The 25,894-nt window shown below is 62.5% G+C and carries 32 protein-coding genes and 1 pseudogene; 14 read left to right on the top strand and 19 right to left on the bottom strand.

The window, feature by feature from the left end:
• The first annotated feature begins 150 nt into the window (after window positions 1-150).
• A complete protein-coding gene (locus BWQ92_RS24080) occupies window positions 151-570 on the top strand; it encodes a hypothetical protein (RefSeq protein ID WP_236783058.1) in 420 nt (139 codons plus the stop codon).
• Between the two features lie 56 nt (window positions 571-626).
• On the opposite strand, the gene BWQ92_RS23365 is transcribed toward BWQ92_RS24080, so the two are convergent.
• From BWQ92_RS23365 to BWQ92_RS00465, 4 genes are all read right to left on the bottom strand, one after another.
• Window positions 627-806, bottom strand: coding sequence for a hypothetical protein (locus BWQ92_RS23365; RefSeq protein WP_157365046.1), 180 nt, complete (start codon window positions 804-806; stop codon window positions 627-629).
• A 261-nt stretch (window positions 807-1,067) separates the two neighbouring features.
• On the bottom strand, window positions 1,068-1,802 hold the full coding sequence (locus tag BWQ92_RS00475; RefSeq protein WP_076797761.1) for a GAF and ANTAR domain-containing protein: 735 nt from the start codon (window positions 1,800-1,802) through the stop codon (window positions 1,068-1,070).
• A gap of 243 nt (window positions 1,803-2,045) precedes the next feature.
• On the bottom strand, window positions 2,046-2,264 hold the full coding sequence (locus BWQ92_RS00470) for a hypothetical protein (protein ID WP_076797760.1): 219 nt from the start codon (window positions 2,262-2,264) through the stop codon (window positions 2,046-2,048).
• 580 nt (window positions 2,265-2,844) lie between these two features.
• The gene (locus BWQ92_RS00465; protein WP_076797759.1) at window positions 2,845-3,558 is read right to left on the bottom strand and encodes a GAF and ANTAR domain-containing protein; all 714 of its coding nucleotides are present in this window, start codon (window positions 3,556-3,558) and stop codon (window positions 2,845-2,847) included.
• Between the two features lie 1,179 nt (window positions 3,559-4,737).
• Between BWQ92_RS00465 and BWQ92_RS00460 the strand changes: the two genes are divergently transcribed.
• From BWQ92_RS00460 to BWQ92_RS23355, 3 genes are all read left to right on the top strand, one after another.
• Window positions 4,738-5,127, top strand: a complete 390-nt coding sequence (locus BWQ92_RS00460; RefSeq protein WP_083706172.1) for a TetR/AcrR family transcriptional regulator — start codon at window positions 4,738-4,740, stop codon at window positions 5,125-5,127.
• Entirely contained in the window at window positions 5,124-5,300 is a 177-nt protein-coding gene (locus BWQ92_RS23360) for a hypothetical protein (protein ID WP_157365063.1), read from the top strand. Before BWQ92_RS00460 ends, BWQ92_RS23360 begins: the two co-directional genes overlap by 4 nt.
• A 550-nt stretch (window positions 5,301-5,850) precedes the next feature.
• On the top strand, window positions 5,851-6,285 hold the full coding sequence (locus tag BWQ92_RS23355) for a hypothetical protein (protein WP_157365062.1): 435 nt from the start codon (window positions 5,851-5,853) through the stop codon (window positions 6,283-6,285).
• Between the two features lie 159 nt (window positions 6,286-6,444).
• Here BWQ92_RS23355 and BWQ92_RS00455 read toward each other — a convergent pair whose 3' ends face one another.
• A complete protein-coding gene (locus BWQ92_RS00455; RefSeq protein WP_236783057.1) occupies window positions 6,445-7,140 on the bottom strand; it encodes a GAF and ANTAR domain-containing protein in 696 nt (231 codons plus the stop codon).
• 436 nt (window positions 7,141-7,576) lie between these two features.
• Between BWQ92_RS00455 and BWQ92_RS24455 the strand changes: the two genes are divergently transcribed.
• A complete protein-coding gene (locus BWQ92_RS24455) occupies window positions 7,577-7,711 on the top strand; it encodes a hypothetical protein (protein ID WP_257787659.1) in 135 nt (44 codons plus the stop codon).
• Between the two features lie 588 nt (window positions 7,712-8,299).
• Here the strand turns inward: BWQ92_RS24455 and BWQ92_RS23350 are convergent.
• Together BWQ92_RS23350 and BWQ92_RS23345 are read right to left on the bottom strand one after the other, a co-directional pair.
• A complete protein-coding gene (locus tag BWQ92_RS23350; protein WP_157365061.1) occupies window positions 8,300-8,470 on the bottom strand; it encodes a hypothetical protein in 171 nt (56 codons plus the stop codon).
• A gap of 756 nt (window positions 8,471-9,226) precedes the next feature.
• Window positions 9,227-9,385: a hypothetical protein gene (locus tag BWQ92_RS23345; protein WP_157365060.1), complete on the bottom strand. Its 159-nt coding sequence runs from the start codon at window positions 9,383-9,385 to the stop codon at window positions 9,227-9,229.
• Window positions 9,386-10,190: 805 nt separating this feature from the next.
• Here BWQ92_RS23345 and BWQ92_RS00450 point away from each other — a divergent pair.
• The 3 genes from BWQ92_RS00450 to BWQ92_RS23340 all read left to right on the top strand — a co-directional run bounded on the left by BWQ92_RS00450 (window position 10,191) and on the right by BWQ92_RS23340 (window position 12,085).
• Window positions 10,191-10,616 (top strand): pyridoxamine 5'-phosphate oxidase family protein, encoded by a 426-nt coding sequence (locus BWQ92_RS00450; RefSeq protein WP_076797757.1) that lies wholly within the window; start codon window positions 10,191-10,193, stop codon window positions 10,614-10,616.
• Window positions 10,617-11,194: 578 nt separating this feature from the next.
• Complete coding sequence (locus tag BWQ92_RS24450; protein ID WP_257787661.1) at window positions 11,195-11,314, top strand: TetR/AcrR family transcriptional regulator; 120 nt, start codon at window positions 11,195-11,197, stop codon at window positions 11,312-11,314.
• Between the two features lie 606 nt (window positions 11,315-11,920).
• Window positions 11,921-12,085, top strand: a complete 165-nt coding sequence (locus tag BWQ92_RS23340; RefSeq protein ID WP_157365059.1) for a hypothetical protein — start codon at window positions 11,921-11,923, stop codon at window positions 12,083-12,085.
• 27 nt (window positions 12,086-12,112) lie between these two features.
• Here the strand turns inward: BWQ92_RS23340 and BWQ92_RS00430 are convergent, their stop codons facing one another.
• The 5 genes from BWQ92_RS00430 to BWQ92_RS00400 form a co-directional block, all read right to left on the bottom strand.
• Window positions 12,113-12,361 carry a hypothetical protein gene (locus tag BWQ92_RS00430; RefSeq protein WP_076797754.1) on the bottom strand — a complete coding sequence of 83 codons (249 nt, stop codon included), beginning with the start codon at window positions 12,359-12,361 and terminating at the stop codon, window positions 12,113-12,115.
• A gap of 168 nt (window positions 12,362-12,529) precedes the next feature.
• Window positions 12,530-12,958, bottom strand: coding sequence for a fatty acid desaturase family protein (locus BWQ92_RS24070; RefSeq protein WP_335633110.1), 429 nt, complete (start codon window positions 12,956-12,958; stop codon window positions 12,530-12,532).
• Between the two features lie 302 nt (window positions 12,959-13,260).
• The gene (locus tag BWQ92_RS24065; RefSeq protein WP_076797751.1) at window positions 13,261-13,644 is read right to left on the bottom strand and encodes a hypothetical protein; all 384 of its coding nucleotides are present in this window, start codon (window positions 13,642-13,644) and stop codon (window positions 13,261-13,263) included.
• 647 nt (window positions 13,645-14,291) lie between these two features.
• Window positions 14,292-14,495 carry a hypothetical protein gene (locus BWQ92_RS00410; RefSeq protein ID WP_076797750.1) on the bottom strand — a complete coding sequence of 68 codons (204 nt, stop codon included), beginning with the start codon at window positions 14,493-14,495 and terminating at the stop codon, window positions 14,292-14,294.
• 1,288 nt (window positions 14,496-15,783) lie between these two features.
• A complete protein-coding gene (locus tag BWQ92_RS00400) occupies window positions 15,784-16,293 on the bottom strand; it encodes a hypothetical protein (protein WP_076797748.1) in 510 nt (169 codons plus the stop codon).
• Between the two features lie 165 nt (window positions 16,294-16,458).
• On the opposite strand from BWQ92_RS00400, the gene BWQ92_RS00395 reads away from it, so the two are divergent.
• A complete protein-coding gene (locus BWQ92_RS00395; protein WP_076797747.1) occupies window positions 16,459-16,950 on the top strand; it encodes a hypothetical protein in 492 nt (163 codons plus the stop codon).
• Between the two features lie 172 nt (window positions 16,951-17,122).
• Here BWQ92_RS00395 and BWQ92_RS00390 read toward each other — a convergent pair.
• Window positions 17,123-18,281: pseudogene (locus tag BWQ92_RS00390) on the bottom strand (N(5)-(carboxyethyl)ornithine synthase).
• Window positions 18,278-18,424: a hypothetical protein gene (locus tag BWQ92_RS23770; RefSeq protein ID WP_172804230.1), complete on the bottom strand. Its 147-nt coding sequence runs from the start codon at window positions 18,422-18,424 to the stop codon at window positions 18,278-18,280. Before BWQ92_RS23770 ends, BWQ92_RS00390 begins: the two are co-directional and overlap by 4 nt.
• A gap of 479 nt (window positions 18,425-18,903) precedes the next feature.
• Here BWQ92_RS23770 and BWQ92_RS23335 point away from each other — a divergent pair, with 479 nt between their 5' ends.
• Both BWQ92_RS23335 and BWQ92_RS00385 read left to right on the top strand, forming a co-directional pair.
• Window positions 18,904-19,053, top strand: coding sequence for a hypothetical protein (locus BWQ92_RS23335; protein ID WP_157365058.1), 150 nt, complete (start codon window positions 18,904-18,906; stop codon window positions 19,051-19,053).
• Between the two features lie 340 nt (window positions 19,054-19,393).
• Window positions 19,394-19,837: a hypothetical protein gene (locus tag BWQ92_RS00385; RefSeq protein WP_076797746.1), complete on the top strand. Its 444-nt coding sequence runs from the start codon at window positions 19,394-19,396 to the stop codon at window positions 19,835-19,837.
• Here BWQ92_RS00385 and BWQ92_RS00380 read toward each other — a convergent pair.
• Together BWQ92_RS00380 and BWQ92_RS00375 are read right to left on the bottom strand one after the other, a co-directional pair.
• Window positions 19,776-20,753, bottom strand: coding sequence for a diacylglycerol/lipid kinase family protein (locus BWQ92_RS00380; RefSeq protein ID WP_236783056.1), 978 nt, complete (start codon window positions 20,751-20,753; stop codon window positions 19,776-19,778). The genes BWQ92_RS00385 and BWQ92_RS00380 overlap by 62 nt on opposite strands.
• A 64-nt stretch (window positions 20,754-20,817) precedes the next feature.
• A complete protein-coding gene (locus BWQ92_RS00375) occupies window positions 20,818-21,054 on the bottom strand; it encodes a hypothetical protein (protein WP_236783038.1) in 237 nt (78 codons plus the stop codon).
• Window positions 21,055-23,121: 2,067 nt separating this feature from the next.
• Between BWQ92_RS00375 and BWQ92_RS00365 the strand changes: the two genes are divergently transcribed.
• From BWQ92_RS00365 to BWQ92_RS24640, 3 genes are read left to right on the top strand one after another with little or no spacing between them, the layout of a single operon-like run.
• On the top strand, window positions 23,122-23,331 hold the full coding sequence (locus BWQ92_RS00365; RefSeq protein WP_076797743.1) for a helix-turn-helix transcriptional regulator: 210 nt from the start codon (window positions 23,122-23,124) through the stop codon (window positions 23,329-23,331).
• Window positions 23,331-24,365: a site-specific integrase gene (locus BWQ92_RS00360; RefSeq protein WP_076797742.1), complete on the top strand. Its 1,035-nt coding sequence runs from the start codon at window positions 23,331-23,333 to the stop codon at window positions 24,363-24,365. Before BWQ92_RS00365 ends, BWQ92_RS00360 begins: the two co-directional genes overlap by 1 nt.
• Window positions 24,319-24,447, top strand: coding sequence for a hypothetical protein (locus tag BWQ92_RS24640; protein ID WP_442856771.1), 129 nt, complete (start codon window positions 24,319-24,321; stop codon window positions 24,445-24,447). Before BWQ92_RS00360 ends, BWQ92_RS24640 begins: the two co-directional genes overlap by 47 nt.
• A gap of 121 nt (window positions 24,448-24,568) precedes the next feature.
• Here the strand turns inward: BWQ92_RS24640 and BWQ92_RS00350 are convergent, their stop codons facing one another.
• The 3 genes from BWQ92_RS00350 to BWQ92_RS00345 all read right to left on the bottom strand — a co-directional run bounded on the left by BWQ92_RS00350 (window position 24,569) and on the right by BWQ92_RS00345 (window position 25,894).
• Complete coding sequence (locus BWQ92_RS00350) at window positions 24,569-24,781, bottom strand: nuclease-related domain-containing protein (RefSeq protein WP_076797741.1); 213 nt, start codon at window positions 24,779-24,781, stop codon at window positions 24,569-24,571.
• Window positions 24,778-24,918 carry a hypothetical protein gene (locus tag BWQ92_RS23330; protein WP_157365057.1) on the bottom strand — a complete coding sequence of 47 codons (141 nt, stop codon included), beginning with the start codon at window positions 24,916-24,918 and terminating at the stop codon, window positions 24,778-24,780. Before BWQ92_RS23330 ends, BWQ92_RS00350 begins: the two co-directional genes overlap by 4 nt.
• Window positions 24,919-24,994: 76 nt before the next feature.
• On the bottom strand, window positions 24,995-25,894 hold the full coding sequence (locus tag BWQ92_RS00345) for a hypothetical protein (RefSeq protein WP_236783055.1): 900 nt from the start codon (window positions 25,892-25,894) through the stop codon (window positions 24,995-24,997).

Raw genomic sequence — 25,894 nt, 5'->3', positions numbered from 1 at the left:
GTTGGACTGGTGTTCGATACGGTGGACGTTCAGAACGTGCCCTTCGACGCCGAGGGTGAACAACACCTTTAGTTGCCCCGGCGCGACGTGCGCAGGCCGAGGGGCTCGTTCGTCAACGGTTTACTCGGCCAATGAGGGTCGGCAGCGAGGATGCCAGTAACGAATTCCACGATCGCCGCCGCTGCCTTCTCCGGCAACCGCCGAAAGCCCTTCAACGCCGGTCTGGTTACTTTGACCTTCCATGGCGCATGGTCGGGGTCGAGTGCATCTGTCGCCCCGCGGCAGTCCGAACTCGCGGCGGAGATCACCGCCGCTGGTCGTATTGCCGTCCGCCATGTCGCGCGGGCCTTCCAGGTCTTCGCGAACGGGAGGCCGGGAAAGTCAATGAATTGTTTCCTGCAGCGACTCCAGGTCCGCCGCGGACAGCAGGACTGCCGGCGGGTGTCCATGGCGGGTGATCTGGTGATCTCGTGCGTCTTGTCGGCTTCCTCCACCAAAGCGGAAAGTTTGTCCTTGGCTTCGCTAGCGGCACCGTTCTCGTTCCACGTTTATAGCCCGAAAACAGGCTAGGTTGTAGTTAGAGTCTTAGCCAAAATTGGGATTTGGCCCACCTAGGGAGTGGTCCCCTAAGCCATCCCCGTGCAGGGGGCTTTCAGTCTTCCAGTACGGTGCGCCGCTGCCGCGTCGTGGAGGTCCGGCAGGTGTTTCTCCTGCTCTTCGATCCTGCGGCGGTGGACGTCGTGGGCAGCTGGTTTGGTGATCCCGAGTGCGTCGCCGATCTGGGCCCAGGTTTGCGCCGGCCTCACGTGCCGATTTGATGACGTACCAGCGCCTGCCCGTGAGTAGCTCGACGGCTTGCGGCCGCCGCGCCGGTTGCTGCCGGTGGCGGCTACTTCGCGTCAGGTTTCGCCCGTTGTTGAAGTCTTCCCATACTGTGAGCGGCTCGTGGACGTCGCCGCTGCTGAGGTGTCCTGGTCCACCGATCCAGCATCACGCTTATCCGGCCCAGTGATGTGGGGTCCTGGCGTTGGCGAACGCCGGGAAACTTTGCCGCGCCTAAGTCCTGGCTATTCCTCGAAGTATGTGGCGGCGTCAGACTTTGAGACGCGCTGAACAATTTCTTCTGCAATAACCCTGAGTTTTTCGTTGCGGCCGCTGGATGCCTTCTTGAGAATCTCGATGGCTTCATCCTGCGGGCAGTTGTTTTGCGCCATGATCATCCCGCAGGCGAGGTCGATGACGGTTCTGCTTTCCAGCGCGGCCTTGAGGTTGTCCGCCAGTTGTTCGGCCGCGCTGATCCTGATGGCGAGCCGCAGGGTGCGGGCGGCCATGTCGGCATACACGTGCGCGTCCCCGAGAGTGTCCGGGGCGAATTCATTGGCCGGGGCGGCGAAGAAGTCCAGCACACCGTCGGAGTCTGGTCCAAGGTTCAAGGGGATCCCCACGGCACTGCGGTATCCCTCAGTGGAAAGGACTTTGCAGTAGTTTGGCCAGCGCTTTTCATTGTGGGCGTCCGAGAGAATGACCGGGTGGCCGACCTCCAGAGCCTCGACGCATGGTCCTTCACCCATCCGCTGTTCGATCTGGTCCAGCATGACCGCTTTTTCACTGCTGCCCGCGATCGTGGTGCTGTGTTTGCGCCTGCGCAGTGTCACCGCGCACTCGATCTGCGTACCCCTGACGCGGGACATTTTTTCTGCAGCGAACCCGGCGACGCCGTCAAGGAATCCCTTGAGGTCCTCGGCCCCGGTGATCAAATCATGTAGCCGCTCGAACGCGTCCTCCAGATCGTCCTCCGTCATGGATTCAAATGTAAAAGGAGCCGGCCCGCTGCACAATGCAGCCACAAACGACCCCGTCCGTGGCCTCACCGACTGGGGTCCCGCCCAGTGCCTGCTGCGACGCAGCGGCCGCCCGTTGGGTAGAGCTTGCGGTGGCAAGGGATGCCCAGAAAGAAGCCCTGGCAGATAGCGCCTTATGGCGCGAATGGCGACAGATGGCGGCGACAGGGTGGGGGCATCCGGTCACCGCATTTGTTCGCCCTTCTATGCGTCGCCCATCTCCTCGATGGCGTGGTCGAGGAGGTCCCGCTGGACGGGGCGCAGCATGTACGAGTCGTGCAGGTAGGCATCGATCTCCAGTGGTCCGGCGTCTCCGCCGATGCTGAAGTAATGGATCCACAGTGCGTCAAGGCCAAGATCGGATTGACGGAAGACCTGGGAGGTCAGGTGCCGTTGTGCCTCCGCTGCAGCATCTCTGCTCATGGCACGCGCTCGAGGTCCCTTCCGGGCTCGGGATCCGGGTAGGCCACGATCTCCGCAAGGATCTTTTCCTGTGCCAGTGACGGGACGGTCATGGCTGACTTCCGGGAAGGCGGCGGCGTGGCACCGGGCTAACAGCAGCGAGGGCAGGTTCGGGCACGACATCCTGCTGCTGCTGCCTGATGGGTGATGGGTTATGCGTGCTCGTTGGCGGCTGCGTGGTTGCGGCCATTACCTGCCTCAATCCTTGATGCCAGGGTTGAGTACCCGGACCTTGCTCCGGAGTGGTCTCCACGGCCGGAGACGCCGTGCCTTGGTGCGCGCTCATGGCACAACGCTCACCGGGACATCCACGGTCCGCGTATCTCCGAGCCTACTCGCTTCAAGCCGCGCAGGATACGCCCGGCGCCGCCCCCGCGCGACGGCAACACCTGAACGAGCAGGACGCAGGATTATGGCCGGTGGCTGCATCCGTTGGCGGTGGCCGGCGCCCCCATGCAGTTATAAGTGACAGCGGCCCGGGACGCCGTGCCACCCTCTTTCCCTGGACAGGGCCGCCCGGACGAACAGCTCGCCGGGAAGTCTAAAGCGTGGTTTCGCCGCTTACGATTTCCTGGGCTAGTTGGTGCAACGGTTGGTTTCGTTCCCGCGAAATCGTGATGAGCATGGCGAAGGCCTGCTCCCGGCTGCAGCGACGTCGCACCATCAGGATGCCCATGGCCGTTCCCAGTGCGTCGTGGCCTTTCAGTGCCACCAATCCGGTGCGGAAATGCTGGGCCGCGTCGCGTGCCTGGGCGTTGGCAAGCATCAGGGCACCCGGGCGCGCGAGCAGGCCGGCCAACCGGAGGGTTCGGGAATCGAAGCCGCCGGGATTGCGGGAGTAGATTTTCAGGGCCCCGATGGCGCCGTGAGGAGTCGAGAGGGGGCAGCTGAGAGCTGAGCGCAGTGGCAGATGGGCGATGCCTCTGATCCACGCAGGCCAGCGCTTTTCCGATTGCGTGTCGTCGATCAATATCGTCGTCTGCTGAGCCCAGGCCGTCAGGCAGGGTCCTTGCCGCAGGTCGTACTGCAACTGGTCCGCCTCCAGCACGACCGGATCGGTAGCCGAGGTACTTGTTCGCTGGCCGCGCGCATCCATGAGACTAACGCCCGCCCCTGCACTTCCGGGGATCGCTTCGATGAGGACCTGGGTTAAAGCCCGGACGGCTTCTCCGACGTCGTCGTGGGTCAGCAGCAAATCCGACATCCTGGCGGCGAAGGAGGCAAGCTCATCGACCGGCGGCAGCTTGGCGTCCATCACAGGAGCCGGTTCCGTGCACCCTGCGCCCGCAATAAGACTTGCCGGCCGAACCCGGCCCCGGCAGGCGGTGGGCTCACGGGCTGGGCCAAGATCAGTCGAAAGGTCGGCATGGTGGCGATCCTTTCCCCGGGCCGCGACAACCACGACGACGTCGCGCCGCGCCCGACGCTGACAACTTCAGCGGATAGATGCAGGCTATTGAGTCATTATCCAATGCGCTGGCTTCTCACAAAAGGCGCTGTAGAAGCGGCGGCAGCGACCTCCGGGAGAGAAGCGCGAAAAGAGAGCCAAGCCCTGCAGCGTCGGCGCACCGGTCCTTAACGGCCCCCGGATCTGCCCCACTGCTACTGATCGTGGACCAGCGTGCGGAGGCACCAGAGGCCGGGCAATGTGGGGCCGGGCACGGTATGGGCCGGTGCAATGCACTGTTCGTGCGGACACTGTTTTGACGCCTCCGTGACGTTCCGGGACGTAAAGGGCGGACAGCGCCAAAACACGCTGATCCACCATGGTGCGGGCGCATATCGGGACCCGTCCGGCCGATTGTCGTGCCCGTCATGCCGGGGTAGCCTCGCGGCGCCCGTCACTGCCGGGCTTCGCCGGTTGCTTGAACGACGGAAGAGCGGGCGACTCCATGCCGCGGATAGCCCGGCCGCCACCGGAGGAGATACGGTGCGCGTGCTGCACGGTCTGCCGCTTGCCGGGACACGACGGGGTTCCGGGCCAGGCTGTTCTTGGTGGTTTCCGCCGCTTCTGTCCGTGTGTCGACCGCGTTTGATGAGCGCTGTTCTTCGGCCTGTCTCCCGTTCACAGGCCGCTCACCGCCCGGACAGGCGTCCGGGCGGTGAGCGGCCGGACGCCGTAGTCAGGTGAAGAAACCGGACAGCTCTGAGGGATGCGGGTTCGCTGATTCCCTGCCTCAATCACCCGGAGCCGGGGCCGGCTTCCGGGCGCGGGCAATAAGCGTAAATCAAAACTGATCACGGTCGTGCCCATCCCCTCGGGAGGGGATGGGCGTAGCGTGGGGGGTGTAGGGCTATTAGGCTCGGTTTAACTTCATGCGGTGACCGCTAACGCAACGCACCACATCGCAACAGAGCAACGGACGCAGCGGCAGACTCCGGCGCACCACCCGACAGGGAGCGTGAGTCAAGTGAATGACGCCGAAGCAACGTCGTGCGGGACCGCATCGTGCGGACCGCGGCTGCCTTGTTTTACGTTGATGGTTTGCGGGGAGTGGGGGTCAACAGGATCATCGAGGAGGCCGAGGTCGCCAAGGCGACGTTCTACAGGCATTTTCCCAGCAAGGAACACCTTGTCCTGGCCTACCTCGATGAGATGGACAGGCTCTGGAAAATCGAACTGCGGCGGGCGGCGGGGCAGGAAACTGATACATCGGCCGACCGTCTGACAGCCATGTTCGATGCCCTGCTTTGGGAAGGACACCCGGGGGAGTACCGGGAGCGGCGTTCCAGAAGGCGTCCGCAGAGGCCGGCGCGGGCAGCGCCGTGCACTCAAGGATTGCAGAGCACAGGGCCGGCGTACTGGAGTGGATCCGCCTCATGACCCGGCAGGCCGGCGCCGCCGACCCGGACGGGCTCGCTGGAACACTTGCGCTCCTGATGGAGGGGGCGCAGGCTCTCGGTATGCCCACGCCGGATCACGACGCCCCACGGTTGGCGCAGGCCGCCGCCCGCCACCTCATCCAGGAGGCCTTGGCGGCAGCCACGCCACGCTGAAAAACCTCCCTGTTTCCTCCAGGGATGGCGCGTGCTGGCCGGGTGGATACTGTGCGGTGCAGTTGGTGTGATCGGGCAACCCTGGAAAGACAACGGCACGGCCGACAGCATGAGGTTGGTCATCGGGGAGCCCTCCCATGAAGACCGACTGGTTCTTAATGAACTCCCTGGCACGCCCTACCGCCGCCGGGCGGAGTGGACGTCCAAAATACCCCATCCCAGCAGCCAATCCACGAAAGGTGTGCTGACGTCAGTCCACGGCCCCCACTGTTAGCGCAGGCTCAGCCGCCCCGGCTTGGCCGCAAATGAACGGAGCACTTTCCCTGCAGGGCCCAAGGCGGGTCGAGCACCCGGCGGCCCCGGTGCGGGCGAGGGGAGGGCGGCCCAGTCCCCAAGGTGCGCCGGGAATTTCCCCGGTTGAGCCCGAACAATGGGCCCACGACAACCACTTTGGTGTGATCCTCATGCAGACCGGGGACTACTGGCAACGCCGCCGGTGCGAACGGTCACGTACGCGACCGGGAGCCGGCGCCGGCGAAAGGACATGATCATGACGCTGCACGCCACAACCGGGGGCCCCGGCCAGCACACCGCGGCCACCGGAAGACCACAAGTCCCCGCTGGGCCCGACGTGCCGCCGGCGGCCCGGGAGGGGCTTCTGGAATTCCAGCTCAACCGGCTGATCGGGGAAATTCTGGCCCAGCCCGGTCTTGATCCCGATACGCGCACGTCCTTACTGGATCATCTGGCCCGCAACCCCGGTCAGCCCGGGCAGGCGCTGCTGGCCCATCTGAACGGCATCCACGACCCCGATGACCTGCCACTCTTCAAACCCAGGGAACGACCGCACAAAGGACACCCGTACTCAGTCCATGCACGACCGACCAGGCCGGCACCCGTGGAAGCCCTGCCCGGCGGCCCTGGGGTTTGCCTGCCCTTCGATGAAGCAGCGGACTGGGGTCGTGCACGGCCGGGTGTGCGCTGACAGGCGACCAGTGCCGCGACGAGGGAGGTCAGATCCCCGCCGGGCTCGCGGGCCCCCTTCCGTCCAACCCCCGGAAAACTACGCCTGACACCACCGTTGGCGTTGCCTGCCGACAACGGGGTTCCGTCAAGCCGGGGCCGACCAAGGTTTCCCCGGGTCTTAAGCGTCGAAGTGCGTCCGGACGCTGGGGTCTTGGGAAACGGAGGCGACTACTGATGCGGTGATGTCCCGGAGTTTTATCTTCCGGGTGCTGGAAACGATTTTCAGGATCTTCATGGCTGTGGCCTGGCTGCAACGGTTCTGCGCCATGATCGCGCCGGTGGCCAGGTCAATGGTGGTCCGGGATTCCATGGCGGCAATGAGGTGGGCCTTCGCCTCGGCGGGCTGGCTGATCCGAACGGCCAGGCGCAGTGCCTTGGACGCATGATATGAATACGTTTCGACCAGGCTGATGTCTTCACTGGTGAAGCCGTGGGGCCGTGTGGAGTGCAGGTTCAGGCCTGCTTCGGCTTCTCCTTCCAGGATCAGCGGGACCGACAGGTTGGATCCTACCCCGGCTTCCAGGGCTACCGCGGTGAAGCCGGGCCAGCGTTCCTCGACCGTCATATCAGGGAGATGCACAATCGTCTGCTGACGGATTGGCGCCAGGCGGGGTCCGTCACCGGCTGCGTACTGGGTTTCGTCCATGTGGCCTGCGCTGTCTTCGCTGCGGGCCACGGTCACTGGTTTCTTCCGCTGGATCAGCGTGATGCTGCAGAAGGCGGTGGCTGGGTCGGTCGGGGCGACGGCGGTGAACTCGGCCAGTTCGTCCAGCAGTTCTTTGACGTCCTGGGTTTTCAGGACAAGGTCCTGCAAATGGTCAACGAGGAGTTCGGTGGTTGGTGGGCGTGTTTGGTCGGCTATGCGCTTGCCTCATTTCCTCTTCGGGCCCTGGTTAGTGCAGCGCGAGTGGCTGTCCTTTGAGTATGTCCCCCCTCTCTACGGCAATGGCCAGCAGATCCCATCCCGTGACAGGATCTTTGCCACGGGAATGCCGGGGGTCAATGCTGTCCTGCTAGACAAGTTCCGGACGGATTCGTGGACCAGGGTTGGATGGTTTCCATGCCCTCCGTCTAGACCGGCGGTTACCGGCCGCTCACCTGTGAGGCTCGCTGCTGCTGAACGAGTGGTTTGCGGTGTCAGCGTGGTTGCCCGTCGCTCCGCGTTGCACCTTCGATGCCGGGCCGTGGTTGTCTCTTTCGCAGCGGTGGTAGATTCTGCGCACACCCTCTGGCGAGTCGGCGAGACGGCTATGGCGAACAAGCTCATCGGATACGCTCGGGTTTCCACTAGAACCCAGGTGAACGACTGGCAAATCGAGGATCTGCTGGCCGTCGGTGCAACCCTGTACCGCAGGATCCAGGAGCTGGACCTCCTGCGCAGCTAACGGCCCCGGTGTTTTGCGTGCCCCGTTGGCGACCAGCGCGAGTGCGGCCCACTGAACACGAAGGGGCGTCAGGTCATCCCGCCTCCTTTGAGGACATCGTCGATGGACGCTGGGCCGGCCAAGGGGGGGGGGGGCACTTTGCTGCTTCCCCGACTGTCCCGGTGGAAAGCCCTGACTATACTCGTCCTGCGCCAGCCAAGTGCCCGGACAGCGGAAGGACGCAGTGACGGCAACAGCCACACCTGCCGTGATCTTCCAGGCACCGGTCTGCCGGGCTGTCCCATGCTGGACTGTCTGGCAACGTCCCGGACCCGGGACAGGCCTGGCTAGTGGGGCGGCTCCATCTGAAAGCCGCACCGGCAATGCAGCACCCGGGTGTGCAGGTACGCGCCCAGGAATCAGCCGGTCCGGGCTGGGTGTGAACCGGACGCTCCAGGTCCTGCGGGCCGGATCCGGTGGGGTCATCGGCTCGCCGCAGTGGATGTAGAGGGAGCCGACGTGAACGACGTCGTCGGCCAGGCCAGGGTTGCGGACCAGCACCGGGGCGAGGAGCTCTGCTGTGGTTGCCTGGACGCGTGAGCCGTTGCATTAGGAGCAGCTGAACGCGACCGCCAGTGAGTCGCTGGACTTGTCCAGGGCCGTGATGGATTCGGCGCGCAGATGCTCGTCCGTGCTGCACGACATGCACCAGGGGCGCGGCCCGCGGGGCTGCTGCCTGCCGTCCGGGTAGTAGGTGCCGGACGGGACCGTTGCTGTCATCAGACCAGGTTGGGATAGCTGGAGAGGACGTAGTCCACCGCTGCCGGGCCCGTCATTCGCAGCCTGATGTTCCGGGGGTCGATCCGGTGCCGCATCGCCGCCCAGAAGGACCGCTCGCTGCGCGGCCGGGTGTCGAAGCCCCGGTCCAGTCACCCGCGCCTCCAACCCTCTAATTGTGGAATTGAGTTCCAGGGCCTTCCGGGAAGGCCGTCAATAGTGTGGGAATGACCGATGAGGTTCGCATGCCTTTCGGGTTGCTGCGCTTCTTCTGGACATGTCCTCAGGCTGGCCGGGTCAGTCATGTCCTGGAGCGCCGGACGGGCGATGAAAGCGAGAGAGGCCGCCGATGGATGGAAAGGTGCGGGAGGCGATGTACGTAAGTCCCGGACTCATGCTCGCAACACGTGTGTCGGGAAACTCGCTGCAGCTGCTGCCGGATGGATTCGGTGTCGGGACCCTGTGGCAGCCTTGTACGCGAGCTTGGTGCGAGTCGTGCGGCGGAGCGCTCCCCATTGGCTAGTGCATCGAAGGGGGCAAAAAGAGGGTGTGCACAATGTGCACACCCTCTGCTTCGGATTGCGTTGTACTGGCGTCGGACTGGTTCGGATTGGGGATGTTTTCGGGGGAGTGGCGTGTATTCAAGGGTTGGCGCCCGGTTCGAGTCCCACCTTGGGCACGTGTTTCCCCTGTTCAGGGGCTTTTAAGCCTCTGAGTGTGGACAATTTGTAGTGTGAAGGGCCCCTTCGGGGGCCTTTCTTATTGGTGGCCGGTGGTGTGGCCGGTTGCCTCCTTGCCCGGTTCTTGTGCTTGAGTGTTTGCTCTTTGGTACCTGTTCATGGACAGCTTGGGGTCGGACATCATGATCTGAGAACGTTCGACGGAAAATTTCTCTTCTGCTTGACGTTGGTTGTTCATCCCACTCCTCCTTTCCGGTTGTGATGGGCTGTTCTGCATATTCATGGCCGGCCCGGGGTGGAACCGCATGACCTTCTGTGGTTGCGGAGCCAGCTATCCGGACGTGTTGCCTGTTTCTGCCCCCACGACCGTTCATGGCAGGGCGTCCGGCTGGCTGCATGACTGTTAGAGCTCTGTGAGGGATGCCAGGTGGGGCTTTGTCTCCGCAGGCCGAAGAGTTCCGGATTTTGGAGTCCTCAAACCGGGTTGCCATTGGCAGACGACTCTGGCTGGCAAAGCATTCCCGCAGGAACATCGGGTATGGTCCAGTGTGCCTGCTCCTTTATAGGTTTCGGGCTCTCACCCTCTAACTGGGGGAATGAGCAACCGAGCATGACCGACGACGATACCGCCGCGCCGGACACCAGCGATGTCGAAGCCGTCCTGGAGCTGGGCCTGCTCACCGCCGAAGACAAAGAACCTAAAGGCGTAGGGAAACGTCTTCCGTGCTGACCGTATCCCATTAGGCGGGGGTCCTCGACGCGTCCCCGGAACGGCAGGCGGCTGGGGTTCAAGGCAATGACCGCTGCTCCCCATGCAGGCCCATGACCGTCAGGAACCGATGACCTGACCCGACGGACCCGCCTGCCTGGTTCAAACTCGGATTTTAGGCCTCACCAGCAGCTTGGGCCTTAGAGAGATATATGGTCGCTGGACCGTCATACTGATTTTATGGTCAAAGTCCTTCGGACACGTGATCGTTGGTCCCGTCGATTCATGTCACCCTCTGCACCTACCAAGATAAACTCTCCGGAAATGAGCACCCATGAAGCCTGATCAGGAGCATCCCGTGCAGGAACTCGGACCAACGGAATCGTGGAACCTGTTGGCCGGATCCGAACTTGGAAGGCTTGCCGTCAGTGTGGGCGATATACCCGAGATTTTCCCCATCAATTACCTCGCCCACGACGGCGTTGTCCTTTTCTGCACGGCTGAGGGCAGCAAGCTGGTAAATCTGACAATCAATCGTCACGTTGCGTTGGAAACAGACGGCTTCACCGAGGACCTCGCATGGAGCGTCATCGTTCACGGAACGGCAAAAGTTCTGCAGAACTCGGTCGAAACTGAGGCCGCAGCGAAACTTCCGCTGCAGTCGTGGATTCCTACGGTGAAATACGTCTTCGTGACCACCACCCCCGAGAAGATCACCGGACGCCGCTTCGCCCGGGGACCTGCCCCTGAACGCTGGTAGGCCAGATGTACGCCTAAGCGCTCCCGCTAGCCCGAACAACATATTTAGGCAATCAGCCTGCTGGTCGACCAGGCGTGCTAGAAATCGTGGACACCAGTCTGTAAGGCCTGCCAGCCCGTCTGGCCTGCACTGGACCGGGGCGCACCCGCCGGGCGTCTTCGTGATGTACTGATGCCCAGCTGGGCTCGGGTGTTGCATCGGCCCCAGGAATCCGCCTCAGCGGGCTGACCATCTACGGGCAGTTTTCATGGCCGCTCACAATCGTCTTGGGGTTATTTCGGTGGCGGAGCATCTGGCACTGCGGGTGGACAGTATCATCACGTTCCCGGCGGAGTTAGCCGCTGAATGCTTCACCAAGGTCGTGCCGGAGGGACCGCGGCCGGCTTTCGCCGCCGGCGCGGGTGTTCTGCAATCCTGTCGGTTCACGTTGGCTTTTCATTTCTCCCGGTACAGTGAGGCTGAGCGGAAAGAGGGCAACAGTGGTTCCGCAGGCAGAGGCATCCGAGCCGTTGACTGGCTGTGAGCTGGCCGATGGGGCACGTGCGAGGTTGTCCCGGAACGACCGCAGGACGCAGCTGATGGTTGCGGCCCAGGGGGTGTTCCTCGCTTATGGCTACCGTGACGCCGCCATGGATGACATTATGCGCGCAGCTCAGGTAAGCAAGCCGGTGCTGTACCAGTATTTTGTCCGAGCGTGAGCTCTACCTTGCTTTGCTGGATTTTCACCTGACTGCCCTGACGGATCTTCTGACCGTCACGCTCGACTCCACCACGGAGAATAAGGAACGGGTCCGGGCCGTCATCCGCGCCTATTTCCGCTTCATTGCAACTGATGACCGCGCGCATCGTCTTGTCTTCGAATCGGGGCTCATTAACGATCCAGAGGCCAGTTCCCGCCTCGAAGCGTTAACGGGGGAGTCGCTGACGCTATTGCCAGAGTCATTGCCGAAGCCGGGCTCCCGTTTTTGGAGGCTGAGCTGTTGGGCCGCGCTCTTGCGGGCTTGGCGCACGTCCTGCGCGCTTCACCACTACACGGGCCTGGTCGGGAGAAGCCGGGTGTCCGCTCGTGAACCGGCCCGAAATGGCTTCAGGTTACCGTGCTGCCGGGAGCCGGACTGACTCGACGGCGGGATGGATCCCGAGACGGCCCTTATCAAGTTGCACCCTGCACAGGCCCGCACCCTTAGTTGCGGTTCTTCCCATGGTGCAGACCCCTGGTTAGATTCTCCCGTTACTTCTTCGGTGCCGGACTTGGTGTGTTAGTTGGAGGTTGTCCTCGCAGCAGCGGTAGCCAGCCCGCTCATGTGAAGGACCTCAACGGCGGCGTAGGAAGAAGCGATCGTGGGCGCGGCGGCTTGGAAGACGGTCCCGCCTTCGGGCATGAGCATGTAGGCGAGGAACTCCTCGTCGAAAGTGACGATGCCGGCTGCGACAGCTTCGAGCTTGGCCTTGATCAGCAGGACAACTGACGCCAGGAATGGCGCGCGGCTTCCAGGTCAGCCGGTGTTCTTGACCGTTGATGTTTCGCCGCGCTGGCTGGTGCCGGGCACCCTAGGCGGATCGGTCGGCTCAGGGTGCGGCACGATCAGACGAAACTGATGGTCTCCGAAGAAGGTGACCGCTCCGTTGCCGTGCTCGGAAGTGATACGGCAATCATGGGCCCCGGCCCCGTCGAGCATTTGCTTGATGTCCATTTGGAGCGAGGAGCAGCTGAGGGAAGCGCCCCGAACGTAGTTGCTATTCATGATTCAGCGTACGCCTTTCGGGTCTGCAAAGGGCCGTCCGGCAGGAGCGGCGCTGGTGTCTGGAAGGATCTGAACGCGGGCCGCCAGCCGGGGACCAGAACGTGCTGTTCAAGCACCGCGCTGTGATGCGGACTGCTCGATGCTTGTGTTCTGTCCCCCTGCAGGCCACTACCTGCGCCTGTACTGGGCGGTCATGGGGCACTCGAAGGGGTCGCGCGCGGCGAGGCCCACCCTGTTCAGGTAGGTGATTACGGTGCCGTAGGAGCTCCAGATGCTGGTTTCGGTGTAGGGAACCGAAAGCCGGGTGCACTGCTCACGCACAAGCCGGCGGGCTTTGGCCAGATGCGGGCGCGGCATGCTCGGAAAGAGGTGGTGCTCCACCTGGTAGTTCAGACCGCCCATGAGCCACGTGGCCCACCAGCCCCCGGAGATATTCCGCGACGTGCGCACCTGCTTAGAGAAGAAGTCCAGCTTCGCATCGCGGTCGATCACAGGCATGCCCTTGTGGTTGGGGGCGAACGTCGCACCCATGTACAGGCCGAAAACTCCCAGCTGGACTCCAAGGAATGCTAACGCCATGCCTGGCGGGAGCAGCAGAAGAGCGGCAGGAGGACAGCGGAGTAGCGCAGCGCCAGCAGGCCAAGCTCGACCTGCGGCCCTTGACCGGTCCTCGGGAGAGCAGGTGGCGAAGGCTGAGATAGTGCAGATTCAGGCCCTCCAGTGTCAGCAGCGGGAAGAACAGCCAGCCCTGGCGGCGGGTGATCAGGGCACGAATGCCCCTGGCTTTGCCGCGTCCACGTGGAGGAATGAGATCGTGTCAACCTCGATGTCGGGGTCGCGGCCTACCTTGTTGGGGTTCGCGTGGTGGCGGGAGTGCTTCGAGTCCCACCACGAATAGCTCAACCCCGCCACAGCGCCCAGAAGCGGGCGAGCACATCGTTGGCTGGTCCCCCTGCCAGGATTTGGCGGTGCCCTGCCTCGTGCGCGAGAAAGGCGACTTGCGTGAACAGAATTCCGAGCGCGGCGGCGATCAACAGCTGGAACCAGCTCGGCCCGAGCAGAACCGACAAGGCGGCACAGCCGGCGATCCCGATGGCAAGAACGCCGCCGACAAGGGCGTAGAACCACGGAGTCCGGCGCAGCAGGCCCGTCTCGCGGACCTGTTGGGAGAGCTGGAGGTACGCCTTGGTCAGGACAGGGAACGTCTGCGCGTCTGAGTAGGCGTGAGGCCCGGGCGGGCAGGAGGGAGGACTGGGGACGGTGGTGGTGATCGGAACACCCATTTCAGGCTACGTGCGCACAAGCGCAATCGGGAAACAATACTGTGTTGGAACCGGCGCAGGCAGGGACCTGCCGCCCGACTCTTCGGCAGACCGGACGGATCTTCGCCGCTTAGCCCCGACAAGGACGGGGAGCGGGACGTGCAAGACGCGGTGCAGGGTGTCCCCGCGGGTGTGCGGGCGCACACGCGGGTTAGGGGTTGATGCCGCGTCTGCTTAAGGAACCTTGCGTTTGCGGTGAACAGCGGGCACGGATCTCTTAGTCGGGCGCTTCCAGATAAGAAAAGAGAAGCCGGGTCGGGCCTCCGGAACGGGACCACCATCTGCGTGGACGCTTTTGACCAAGTCTACACGCTCAGCCAAACTTGGAGGACAGGCCACTGGGTTTGTCACTGACAGGAGCGCGGCCAGGTCGAGGAATTTTGCCTCGACGTCCTGTAGGAGCGGCGTTCCATGGATGAGGGCCTTCAGCTTCCCAGGTCAACTTCGTCAGCAAGCTACCCGTGGCTTCGTATCCCAAAGCCCGCGGTCCGGAATTCGCCCGGCGACAATGGACGATCAGAACGGCCAGAACGTAGCTTGGGGTCGCAACCTCTCAGAGATATCGTTTAGCAACCCACCCTGTCGAGCCAGATCCTGGCGTTATGGCCTCACGCCCAATCATCATCGCTGTCACCCTCCGGGCTGGATTCGCGGTTCCGGTCGCGGTTGGTCTTCACCGGCTGCATGAAGGACGGAGCAGTGGAGTAATCAATGCCCGGAACGGGCCGGCCACCGCCGCCCCACCCTCCACCTCGCGCCTCGTGCGCCGCAATTTCGTCCTGGGTCCAGTAGTCCTTGGAAGACGATGACATGGCCCCTGCCCTTTTAGAGTTGGCTTGTTTGGCCATCCTAGACCACAAGGCTATGCGCCGCGGCCGGGCTCGGGCTGTGAGCAGTCTGCAGTGTGCAAGGACACCGTCCCGTGAAGCAACTTTCCGGAAGTAGCGGGAGCTCGCCGCCCGTCAGGGCGGGAATGCGAGGGGCGTGAGGGGTGCGCGGCGACTTGCCCGGTTAGACAGAAGCCTCTTCCAGCAGTCCCCGGCCCCTTAGGGACCCAACGAGCGCTGTCTGGTGGACGAGTACCGGCAGCGGCAATCGGCGCACGCAGCTTGCTTACTTTCGGACCTAGACCCTTGGAGGCCTGCCTCGCCTACTACGCGATCGGCGATCACGTCAGCGAACTGGACATCGATGCCTGTCCGCACGAACTGAACCAACTTCCCACAGTGCAACGCGACCTCGTTCCACGGCACTGAACGAGCATCTGAGCAGTCCCATTTCCCTGAAATCACGACCTGGAAGTGCTTGCCCCGAGCAGCATCCAGGCTGCTGTCAATCCCCTCCAGCTTCACCCAGCCTCCGGGTTCTTTGGCTTCGATTTTCCTGCTTCGAGGCTTCGACGATGCTCCTATAGCCTTCAAGTTACCTTGGGCCCAGCTGCTCGTGGACGTTTTCAGTGCACCGGTCAGCTCCAGGCAGTTCACTGTCGATTCCGGAGTTGGAACAGCGACAGTCCGGGCCGAGGTTTCGATCACGAAGCTGTCCAAGGACTTGTGGGGAGTGTTCCACATATGGCAGGCCCGGTCATGAAAATTGGGACTCGTTCTTGCTGCGCCCTGTGTGGAGCACACCCAATATGTTGGGTCGCGAGAAACGTCGCTGCCACGGGCTGCGACGTGGTCCATCAGAGCCGCTGACTGCATAACGGCTCTGACCGGGAACTGTGAACTGGTCGTTAATCAGCGCCTGAGGTTCACGATTCAGGGGCCGTAGGCTTGACCGATTCATCGCTCTGCTCTTGACCAGCATGGGCGCATTAACCCCTAATTGCCAGCCCAGCTGCTATCAGGGCTGTTGACTGGAGTTAGTCACCGCTCATGGACGGCGCAGTGACTCTGCTACGTGGTGGTGAGAGCCCCGTAACGCTGCAGGTCAGGGTCTCCTGGCGTTTTTAAAGCGACCGCGGAGTCCGATCGGGAGCGTTCGCACGAGACCTTCGACACGTCATATAGCGTCGTTGCATGGGTGACCGAGGTCCAGCTGGCCAGCCGGGATGTGGAGATCGTTTTCCTTTTCGCCCGATCCAGTCGATGATGTCCTTCATTCTGCGGTGGCGGGCGGCGTGGTTATCGGTACCAGCCAGCCGACGGAGCGTTCAAAGTTGGAAACGAGCGTCCCCGTTCCCGCTCCAGTGTTGCCAGGGGTGGAGAGGTAGATGACACCGGCTTGGGCGCCAATGGCGTCGAGTCGTTCCGTGGCCCAGACTTTGGCGTCTTTCAGGCTCTTCACAGGAATGGGTTCCCTGGTTGTGAGGGACCCGGCGAGGCGGATATCCAACTGATAGTCCCCTTCTTGGGGATGTCGCGGCAGGTGGAGGGGTTTGTTCTCGTCGCGCCTGCTAATTAGGACCTGGGCGCAGGCCTGAAGAATCGAGGGGTCCACGAGTTTACTGCCCTGAGTGTATTTCTCCATCCTGAGCCGCGAGATTACCGTCTCCACGGTGTCCTCATCGCTGACCGCGCAGGCAGATCCGGTAACGTCAGCTTCCGAACCACCCAGACTTTTCAGATACAGCATGAATTGTTCGGACCTGGACTGCTTGGAGTTCATGCACCCTCCCTGAGGGTAGTTGCGCGGCATGTGCCGACACACCCAACACTAGGCCCGGTTAACCCCACTGCACCTAAAGTCCCCAAAAAATCGGTCCTGTAGCTTTCTTCGGCCCGCCGATGGGCTGAAGCAGTCGAGGGCGGCATGGGGGCGCATAGTTAGACGATGGCAACTTTTGATAGCCGGAGTTTTGTGCACCGTGGTGACTCCTTCAGCGTTGGGGATGCACGGGAACATGTCGAGCGTGCGCTCCTGAACTTTGGGGCGACCGATGTTCGTTTCAGTCAACGCGGGCGGCTCAGCGCCATTGCGTTCAGGGCCTGCGGAAGGCAGTTCCGCATCGTCATCTCTATACCGCAACCTGACCGAATCCCTCCTGTCCGGGGTGAGGTCGAAGGGTCCCGTAGCCGGGAAGATACAGCAAAAGCCTTGGAGCTCGCTGCCCGCAGATTTTGGCATTCTTTCGCCTTGTCCACAGACGCCAAACTCGCAGCCGTGGCAGCCGGTGTTGCGACGCTCGAATCGCAATTTCTCGCCCATGTGGTTCTCCCCGGGAACCGTACCGTGATCGACGAACTCGAACCCGTCATCGCATCTGCCTACCGGTCCGGGCAGCGTCCTTCAATCATGAATGCTGCTGCGCGCGGGGCCGATTAACCGGCATTGCCCAGGGGATAAAGACGTTTATGGCTTCATGGTTTTCGATGATGCAGCACTTCCCGGTCACTAGTCCCGGCTCTTTCGCCGGTCTCCGGTCATCAGGCCGACCGCCGCACCCGAGCGGGGGCGAACAACCCCTCGCCCAACGCGGGCAATGCGGTGACGTGCCTTAGGCGGGCAATGGGAAGTGCGGGTGCTGCGGTTCCCGCTGCTGGAACCGCAGCACGTCCTGGTTCAGGACCACGCCCTCGCGGATTTCGATGGCACGGCTGATGGTCTCGTTTCCGGCCCAGGCCGCGGGCCCGGTGATGACCGTTTCCAGGAAGGGCAGCAGGGCCTCGCTGATCTCCCAAGTGGAGGAATTCCAGAGGTAGGAGGGGCTATGGTCCACTGCGTAGTAGTCGATGTGGTCCCCGACCGTGAACATCGGCTCGGCGAACGTGGTGGTCTTCGCCCAGCTGAATCCCACCCTCATCGCAGGAAACATCCACGATCAGGCTGCCGGGCCGGAAAGCGTCCAGGTCCTCGGTGCGGAGGTAGGTCAATGGTGCGTTGGGGTCCTGCAGCGTGCAGTTGACCACGATGTCGCTTTCGGCCAGGAACGGCGCCAGCGGTACCCGTCCGCGTTCGGTGATGACCTCGCTGAGGAATGGTGCTTTGTCGTCGTGATCGAACTGGGCAATCCGTACCGAATGGATGGGCGAACCCACGGCGGCCACGCTCCGGTTGGTCAGGACCTGGACGTCATGGATGCCGTGGGCGTTGAGGGCGGTGACGGCCCCGCGCGCCGTCGCGCCGAAGCCGATGACGACGGCGCTCAGCCTCCTGCCGTAGTCCCCGGTGGAGCCGGTCAGGGCCAGGGAGTGCAGCACCGAGCAGTAGCCGGCCAGTTCGTTGTTCTTGTGGAACACGTGCAGGCCAAAGCCGCCGTCGCTGGCCCAGTGGTTCATCGCCTCGAAGGCAATCAGCGTGAGTTTCTTATCGATTGCCAGCTGGGTGATGGCCCGGTCCTGGACGCAGTGCGGCCAACCCCATAGGACCTGCCCGTCGCGGAGTTCGGCAAGGTCTTCGGGTTGCGGTTTGGGCAGAAGAACGACGTCGGCCTCCGCCAGCAGTTGCTCGCGCGGGACGATGCGCCCCACAAGTGGTGCGAGATCGGATTCCCGAACGCCGAAACGCTCCCCGTAGCCTTCTTCCAAAATCAGGTGCTGCCGGATTTCAGGGGCAACGCGCTTCAGGTGCAGGGGATGTATCGGAAGGCGCTGCTCGTCAGGTTTTCTGGTGCTGGAAAGCACGCCGAGGGTGAGGTGATCTGTCAAAACACTCACTTTTTAGGGCTCGTCGCCTTGGCCGCGGTGGCCTTGTCTCCTGAACTGGAGGCTGCCGCGGCGGCCTTCTTGTCGGCGCGTTTTTGCTTGATGGTTTTGTCGGATTTCTTGGATGCTGCTTGGCGGGGGGACTTGTCAGCCATGGTTGCTCCTGTCGCGGAACCGAAGGGGTTCCTGACTTCGAACGATACAGGTACCGGCCTAACGCAGCCGCGGAGCTGTCGGCCCGCATCCCTGGGATGCTCTGCCTCTGGAGGAGTCCTGTGGCAATCTGGGCGAAAAGTGAGGACGTCTTGCCCGGGAGGCAAAGCGCCGGCGCAGTCAGGCCGGACGGCAACGCTGTGGGGACGGTAATCTGTGCGCGCGGGAAGAAATCCCGCCCGAAAGCGAATGGACTGCCGGCAGCGCAAGAACACCAGCCCGGACACCGGCTTCACCTGGATACTTCCAGCGCTTTTGCGTGCTGTTCCTGTCGTGGTGTCGGTTCCAGTGCACCCGCCGGCGGAAATGGAGGTGGGCGCCTGCCGGGGCGAGTTCCTGGATCGAAAGGTCCAGCGAAGTACCCGGTGCGCGTGGCGTGCCCAGGCTGCAAGCACCACAACGACCAGACCAAGCTCGCCCCTTGGCCGCACAGACCCTGGTCGAGGCGTGCGAGCTGATGGCGGCCGGGGCCGGGCAGCTGCCCGGTTCCAGAGTCAAGATCACCGATCAGCGGGACGGGCAGAACCAGGCGCCGGACATCAACCTTGGACGCCGCATCTTAAGCTGTTAGCCCAACTCCCACGGAATCTGCCGCATACATGACCACGAACAACGTTCCGCCTGTATGCTCGGAGCTATCGGGAAGTCGTGATTGGACATCCGCTTCCGGTGAACGTCCCCAACTCCTCTGCGCACAGCCCCGTAGAACCGGGAACACGGCATCGAGCCACTCCGACTCTGATGCGGCCGAGAGCTGGGACAAAGAGGGCGGACATAAGCGCGCTGCTTCTGCGCCCGCTGGCAAAGTCCTCCCTCCAGCTGGCCCGGTCCCGGGTCACTGAACCTCAGTCACAGCCGTCCACGCTCCCGCGGGTCCGGCAGTGCATCCTCAAGAACGTTGGCAGAACGCCATGACCACCACACAAATCCCTCCTCCGGCACGCACCGATTCGCCGCTATCGCTCAGTGGGATCCTCGCCTCCGCATTACCGGATGATCTCGGGACAGCACGGGCCGCCTCCCGCTACACCGTTCCGGTAGTGTTCTCGCGCCGGCCCGAGCCCCGGGAACTCGAGCTGCTCCAGGGAAGCAACATCAGCCGGCGGCTCGCAGATGCCGGGTACAGCGACGTCGAGCTCCGTGTCTCAGACCGCCGCCTCCTCATCACGAACACGAACCTGATGGATCTCAAGGCAGGGTTGGCCCACCTCCTTGGCATAATCCTGAACGAGGTCACTACCCAAGCGGCGCTGGAGCGCACCGAACGGGCCGAGGAGCTCGATGCCCTCGGCCTCATCGAGGAACAACGGCTCGAATCGGTCCGCAGGGCCGCCGCCGAGATCCACTTCCACTAAAAATAGGTCCGCGCGGAGCGGCAAGCCCGCGAGTCATCAGATAAAGCAGGGGCGCCCCTGGGTCAGATAACGGCCAGGGCGCCCTTCGCGCTTTCCACCAGAACATGGGTGGCGGGGGAAGATGCCTGACCTCGCCGTCAATCTGGCAAGGGACAGCATCACGCGTGGTGAAGGCGTAGCTGCTGACGCTCGGTTGATTCCCCAGTCCCATCGTCACCGCCCGGAGAGTCATCAGTACCATCTTCCAGCGCCCGGAGTGGGGGAGCGTCACAACCTCGAACCTGCCGTCATCGGGACCGACCGACTCGCTAACCGTCCCGTACTTGGCCATCCGCGAAATGTTGGCCAGGATCAGACTGTCGAAGCGGGCGGTCGCCCCGTCGGCCCGGACAAGCTCGAACGGGCGCAAGTGCGAGAGTGTGCGGGCGACGGACAGAAGTTCGAGGATTTTCCCCTTTCCGCCGCTCTCGATACCGATGGCCATCAACGGCGTAAGCCCGAAACCGACATAGGAATGGGCGTAGTGAACCTGTTCCGGCTGTCCCTCCCCAAACGTGATGCGCAAAAGGTCGATCTGCCGGACCGGGCCTTCCCGGACAGCCTCCAGCAAGGGTCTTTCGGGCATGCTCCGGTGATGGTCGTTGGCGTTACCTGCCGCGACGACGGTGCACACGGCCTTGCTGCCAGGAACGTCCATCACCCCGTTGACAACCTCGTTGTACCCGCCATCGCCGCTGACCGAAACAATCAGTGGGGACCCTACGGCCGCGACGGACCGTGCAAGGTCCCGTGCGTGCCCGGCGAAGTCGGTGGGCAGCAAGTCAACCTGCAGATCCGGGGCTCCGGCGGCCAGCTCGCGTTGCAGCTCGATGATCGTGGCGGTCATGCCAGGCTTGCCGGGGTTGAAGACCAGCACGGCGCGATCAAAACGTGCTGCAGGTGGCCGGTCCGGGTCACTCGCTGTCATCGGCGTTTCGGCCTTATCGTTCCGCCAGGTCGTCCGCTACGCGGTGGAGGTCCTGGACCCAGCCGGTTGAACGGCTGGGCGCTCCCGAACTGGATTCAAAGTTGTCAAGAGCTTCCGCTATGCGTTCCAGTGCTTCCGAGATGTTGGCCTTGACAGCCGCGTAGCCTTCCTCCGAGCGGGGGTCGGAAGAAGCCGAAGACAGCAGTTCCGCTCCGGACTTGATGACCAGTGAAGCCTCGTACTCGTTCACACCTGCACCTCGTGGCTTCCTCGTGTAGGACGTGCGGCAACTATTAGCCAGCACAACCATACATCCGTGCCTGCCCGAGCTTGGTCCCGCAGGACCACAGGTACTGGCGCCGGGTATGCGTGCGGGCGCCCGAAGCGCGTTGATCCGGAGCGGGAAAAGGAAGCACCCGAACCGTAGTGATGCTCGACTCTTTGAGTACGGGAAGGGAATAAGAGCCCCGGCAGGAGGCCTTGTTATATGCGGGCGCCGAAGACTGGCAGCCCTTATGAAAGGACCCCTTGTCAATAACTTTTATCCCCTTCACTATGCGCGCCACAGCCCGCGAAGGACACAAGTTATCCTTCCGGACCGACATCGAGCGGATGACTTCCACCCGTCGTGGCTGGGCGCCGCTGGACGTACTGAAGTCCACAGAGACCAAAGCAGTTTTTAGCGGTGCGATCCCGCAGGGCGAGCACACAGCCAGCGACACACGCCTGGCCCGCTACCTTGAGACCCGCCTCCAAGCAGACAATGACATACACGTGGATCTCAGCGTGATCATCGAGCGTAACGTAGTAGCTAGCCCCGGACCTGCCTGGTCCGGGGCTTTATTGTTGTAGCGGCGGCCAAGGACCCGGATCGGGCCTGGATGTGGCTGCAGGCCAAGATGAAGTCCGCCACGAACCCGGCAGCCTCCACAACCGCGTCACTTAGAAATGTCGCCGGGCCGGGACACCATCGTGGCCAATGGCGTCTACGCAGCTCATTTTGATGCGCCGATAATGGTGATTCCGTCATGTCGGAGCGTGCGGGGCCTTGTGGCACTCCGGTGCCCGGTAGGTCGACGTTCGGTCATGCCTCTTCTGTGATGTTCGCCCATGAGATGTTCGAAGGAGGTCACCACGCGATGACGTTTATGGAATTCTTGTCCCCGGCTTGCCCCGGACAGAAATGCACGGGCAAGGCCGTGCGTCGGGCTCGGTTAGGCCCGGTTTCTCCGGACATCAGGCGGAGTGACCGTGCGCGCCCGTCATGGTACTCCTCGCCCTCAAAACGCTGTACGTACACGGATTGAAGCCCAAAATGCGCACAAAAGAAGGTGTGCACAATGTGCACACCTTGGGCTTCGGATTCGGTTGTACCGGCGTCGGATTGGGCCGGCTTGGGGATGTTTTCGGGGGAATGGAGGGTTTTCAGGGTTTGGTGCCCGGTTCGAGTCCCATCTCGGGCACGTGTTTTCCCTGTTCAGGGGCTTTTCGGCCTCTGAGTGTGCACAAATTGTGTTGTGAAGGGCCCCTTCGGGGGCCTTTTTCATTGGTGGCCTGTTGCCTCCTTGCCTTCCTGGATCGACGGTCTGTCGTTCGTTACCTGTTCATGGACGTTCGTGGCTTGGGCAACATGACCTGAGAAAAATCTGGCTTGGATTCCTTTTGCGCGCCGTTGGTTCTTCACTGGGGGTTCCTCCTGTGGGGCTCGTGGTGTTCTTTCTGCTTCTTCATCGTTGTCTCCGGCGTCTACTGCATGGCTCCGTCAATTCTTGGCGAGGTGTCCTGGAGCGAGGTGCCGGCCGGCCTGCTGTGCTTCATACCTGTTCATTGCCTCCGTGCTGGACAACTACATGACGTTGTGGAATGGGAGCGGGCCGTCCCGGGCGGTGGTGCCTGCTGTCTGGCTGGTTGTTCATGTCCCTTCATTGCCCACGGTTTGCACAACAGCATGATCGGAGTCGAGGAAATTCGCGTGTTTTGCACGGGGCGCCGGTCCCGGGTTTGTGGAGATCTGGTCGTCCGGGGGTATCGGGTCCTCGCAAAGGCCCGCATGCCGAAGAACCGAGGGATCCCGGGACCTCCCGGGCCTCTCTGGGCAGAATCCACCTGAGGACCTTTTCCTTTCGAGTGTGGGATTCCCGCCGCTTCCTACACGTCCCCGATCATGGCCTACGCCCCGGAATCTAGCGGATTGTCATCGGAGAAGCGTTCACGGGCACTCCTGCCAATCACTTTCCAAAGTGTGCCCCAAAGTGTGCCCGTACTGGTGGCGCCACAAAGTGACACCCGTCGCGCCGGCAGCTGCATAGAAGTAAATATGAACGAGGCAAATTACGAGATCGAGAAAACAGTCTGGCTGACTCGGAAAGAAGCTGCGGGCCATATGCGGCTCAGCGCTGCCACGCTGGCCAACTGGGCAAGCCTGGACTGCGGCCCTGCGTACGTGCGAATTGGACAGGGACGTGTCCTCTACCGCATGAGCGACGTGGATAGCTGGATGCAAAACCAGGCAAAGAGGGTCAGCTGATGACACGGGCAAAAATGCCCGCCTGGCAACTTTTCCGGTACAAGCCCACGAAGGATGAGTCCGGCAGATGGACAGCCCGGAGTCGCTATAACGACGACGAAGGAGTACGCCATGACATCAAGCGGTCTGGAAGAACTGCAGGTGCCGCCGATCGTGCACTGCGGCTTGCCGTCAAGCAGGCAGAGTTGGAGTCGACGCGGCGCAAAGAGCTCGCGGCGCAAGCGGAGCTCGCTTCTTTCACCCTTGAAGAGCTAGCTGAACGCTGGCTCCAGGCTCGTCGACCAGCGCCCGTCAAGATCGACAACATCGCTCAAACAGGTGCACCGCCCACTGACGGCCTGCGGATGCAATCATGGAACTCGTACAGGGGCAACCTGCGGAACCACATTCTTCCAGCCCTCGGAAAGACTAGCGTGGCGGGGCTGAGAACTCCGCAGTGCGAAGACTTCATCCATAGTCTGTACAAAAAGGAAACCGGCGATGGCTACAGGACCGCTGCCATAGCCAAGCAGGTACTCACACAAGTCATGGACTACGCCGTTCGGCAGGGGCACAGAACTGACAATCCCGTCCGCTCTGTCTCCAACTTGCCCAGTCCGCGGAAAACCCCTGTGAAGCTGAGGCCGGCAACAGTGGCCGCCGTGCACGAGGCCGTCCGGAGTCGGCAGCCGGAGCCAGGAGTCGGAGGACCCAAGCCCACGGGCAGGCTCTCCGACGTTGTGCAATTCCTCTTGTCCACAGGCATGCGCATAGGTGAAGGTCTCGCCGTGCGCTGGGACGACGTTCAAATCGAGGGGGACAACATCTGGGTAACGGTGAGCGGAACCCTGGTGGAGGATTCCGGCGTCTTCGACCGTCAGACTTATCCCAAGTCCAATAAAAGCCACAGGACACTCCCGCTGACAAATGACTGGATTCAGGACATGATCCGCCGCCGTCACAAGCAATTTCAGATCAGACTTCAGGAAGGCAAAAGGCGACGCAGGAATTCTCGAAAGAATTACGCCCCACACGTTCCGGTCAACGGTCGGTAGCGAGATCGCTGATCTCTACGGCGACGAAACTGCTCAGAAACAACTGGGCCATTCTTCGCCAGAGACCACGCGGAAGCATTAGATCTGGAAACCGGACGTCGTCTCAGACTACTCGTCCAGTCTCAAAAACATGGCTTCTCCAAGGACAAGTCAACGCCGAACATTCGAGGAGCGCGGCTAGGCTTCGCCTCCGTGCTCGCCAGTCAGATGACGGGGTCGATGTTGGCGTTGAACCCGGGGATCGGGACGCGAAGGTCGTGCAGGACAGCGGCCCGGTCTGCGAACTGGCGCAGCACCTCTTCGGTCTGCTTCTCACCGCGGGCACCGGCCTGCACGGCGCCCCCGCTGGCCGCCCAGCCGGTGTTACCGGACAGCCCGTTGCCTGCCCGGCCGTAGCTGCCATTCACGCCGGTCACCAGAACCGGGTGACGATGAACCACAGGACGATGACGCCCAGGATTCCGACCAGAACCTTACTGCCGTTGCCGGACATCCACTCGTCGATTTCCCGGCGGTCGGCGTTGCATTTGTCTTTCGGATTTTGTTCGTTCATGCCCGAAACCATGCGTAGGCAGGGCGTGTTGGGCCGGGTGCTGCCGGCAGTTGCAGGTGCTGGTCCGTGGGAGCTGTCAGGTTTGTTTCAGCACCACGTGCAGACCGGCGGCTGGCTGGTCAGCATTCCGGTAGCGGAGCGGTTTCGGTTTAGATCTTGTACTTGGCCCACCATAGGAATTCGGCGGCGTGCTGCTTGTGCTCGAAGCCGTCGCCGAGGAGTGCCACCAACAGGTCGTTGCTCCAGAGGATGAGGCGTCCGATGGTCCAGTTGACCGTCTCCGGGGCGTGAAGTTCGAGCCCCACAGTGAGCGGGCAATTTCCCGCTTCCCGGCCATGCCGGTGTACATGAGGATCGTCAGGAACCTGTCGGGGTAGACGATGCACAGCACCTTCGTGAGCAGTGACTCCTTGAGGCCCTTCATGCTGTTGGGGGTGGTGTCGTCGATGAGATCGGTCAGGCGGTCTTCTAGCGCTGCGGGCGAGCTTCCGCGGAGCAGGTAGTCGATTGCCTTGCGGACCTGGGCTGCGGCGGCATCGGCGCCCATTTCATTCCATGCTTGATTGAAGCCGGACATGTTCCCTGGCCGTGCGCCGACGCTTGAGTTGGCGAAAGCCTTGAGGTCCTGCGGGTCCGCCTCCGGGAGACCCTCGGCGCTGAAGATCTGCCGATACTTGGTCCAGTAGGGGGCAACATCGGGCATAGGCTCGGGCTCAGTGCGAAGAAACTCGGCCTTGAGCTCATTCGCCCGGGCGAGTTTCGCAGGATCAACGTCCCCTGGTTTCGGGAATTGCTTTTTGATCTCCGCCAGTGTCGGCAGCGGCCTTGCCACCGGTTCCCGGGCTGGTTCGCCGCGGAGCCACTCGTGTCCGCACTGCTTGCACCGGAGCCGCCTCTGGGTTCCCGTCATTTTTTCCACGAGCTTCACGTGGTCGTCGGTCTGGCAGTTGACGCATTCGAGGAGATCAAGTGCCAT

This window comes from Arthrobacter sp. QXT-31 (assembly GCF_001969265.1).
GTDB lineage: Bacteria > Actinomycetota > Actinomycetes > Actinomycetales > Micrococcaceae > Arthrobacter.
Note: the sequence above shows the minus strand (reverse complement) of the source record. Positions and strands in the feature narration are given on the sequence as shown.